Source organism: Helicobacter sp. MIT 14-3879, from assembly GCF_003364125.1.
The window spans coordinates 1-1,669 of record NZ_NXLP01000140.1 but is presented as its reverse complement, the minus strand read 5'-3'; the positions used below and the strand labels follow the sequence as shown (position 1 = coordinate 1,669).

At 25.7% G+C, this 1,669-nt stretch carries 1 protein-coding gene; it reads right to left on the bottom strand.

Translation table 11 applies throughout. From position 1 onward, the window contains the following. Positions 1–328: 328 nt before the first annotated feature. On the bottom strand, positions 329–958 hold the full coding sequence (locus tag CQA44_RS11975) for an outer membrane beta-barrel protein (RefSeq protein WP_115547416.1): 630 nt from the start codon (positions 956–958) through the stop codon (positions 329–331). Positions 959–1,669: the final 711 nt, after the last annotated feature.

Here is a 1,669-nt window from a genome sequence, read left to right as displayed (position 1 = left end):
TAATAAAAGTTATAGATATAGTGGATTCAAATAAAAACTATTAAGATTTAAGACTATGGCATTTAGACTAAGAAAGAAATAATAATCAAATTTTTAATGTAAGCATACATTTGGTTAAATATCACATTATAGATTTATTTTAATAAAAATCCTAAGATAGAAGCCTACAAGTGCATAGAACCTATGTTTTAGTGTAAGAATATAAAATTTAAGATAGAAAATAAACCTTAGCTAGAAGCTTTACAATATATCAAATCTTAAAAATAATAAACACTAATAAAATTTCCTTTATCAGTGTTTATTAACACTTTATATTATTTCCTAAAATTTAGAATAAATACTTATAACCTACTGTAAAACGGATAGGGCTATATATTACACCACCACCTTGGGTTAAAACCACATTCATAATAGGGATACGTGTAATAAAGTCTATTCTGCTATGCTCTCCTAAGCCCAATGTTAATCCTACATTTCCAAATATACCTACCTGCCCATAACTAGTAATAAAATTTTCTAAGGGAAGATCTTTTTTAAAAAACATTCCAAAAAAATCACCTGTATTAAGATTCGTCCCTAAACCTAACAATAATCCAAATGAATAGGACTTAGATTTTACAAAATTGAAAATGGTATCTACACCAAGCTGAATATCTATTTGTTGTAATTGATATATCGCTTTGAAATTTATATTTTGTCCATAGTTTAATCCTAGAAACCACCTTAAATTAAGGAAGTTATTTATCTCGTGTTCTGTTCCTAGGTTGATTCCTGCTGTCCAAGCATCTAGTCTTGCTATATTTTTAAATATAGACCCCCCCCAAAGAACATGTCCTTTCTCTCCTGATTGTAGAGTTATATCAGACATTTCATAGCCACCATCAACGCCTAAGAAAAATTTAGCTTCAGCAGTAGAAAAACAAAATATCATCAATATCAATGTTAAATATTTTTTCATTATTTCTCCTTAAAAAATAACCTTTAAAATTTTTAATCATATATTTTTAAATATCTTTAATAACCTTTTAATTAACCTAATTAAATATTAGAATCTTAAAAATTAATAAAAGGGTGAGTAGTATAGCTTAAATATACTTTAATATTATTTTAATAAACAATTCTTAATAAACTACGCGTAAAAATATTGCAAAATAATTTTTATATCTCCCTAATTATTTTTCTATTGAATATTTTTGATGTAAGATTTAGGTATTTATTTAGGTATTTATTAAAATATAAATAATTAAAAACACGATGGATTTTCTTACCTCATATAACAGAGGGTTTTGGCTTTTAAGTAGCTATCAAGTGTTTAGCACTTATTTAAGAATGACAAATATAATTATTAATGCTTTTAGATAAAATATATTCAAACCCTTGTCATTTATGGAAACTTTCAAAATATTTCTTAAGATTATTATTTTAGGTGTTAGCTGTAAGAAATTAAAAGGTTTTATTTAAAGATTATAAATCACTTTTTTGTAATTCTGTGAGCCTCCCAAATTTTTTAAGCTTTAATATTTTTTACCAGCCTTTGGATACAATACGACATAAATGATAACTACAATACAAGGAGAACACAAAATGAAAAGTCTCACTACAACTATAAAGATTCTTTTAACTGCCTTTTTGCTTAGTGCTTGTGTGGGTATGCAAGTTTTTGCTAATG

Bases quoted from the DNA above. Each gene is read 5' to 3' on its own strand.
- CQA44_RS11975 (WP_115547416.1), bottom strand. From the start codon at position 958: ATGAAAAAATATTTAACATTGATATTGATGATATTTTGTTTTTCTACT.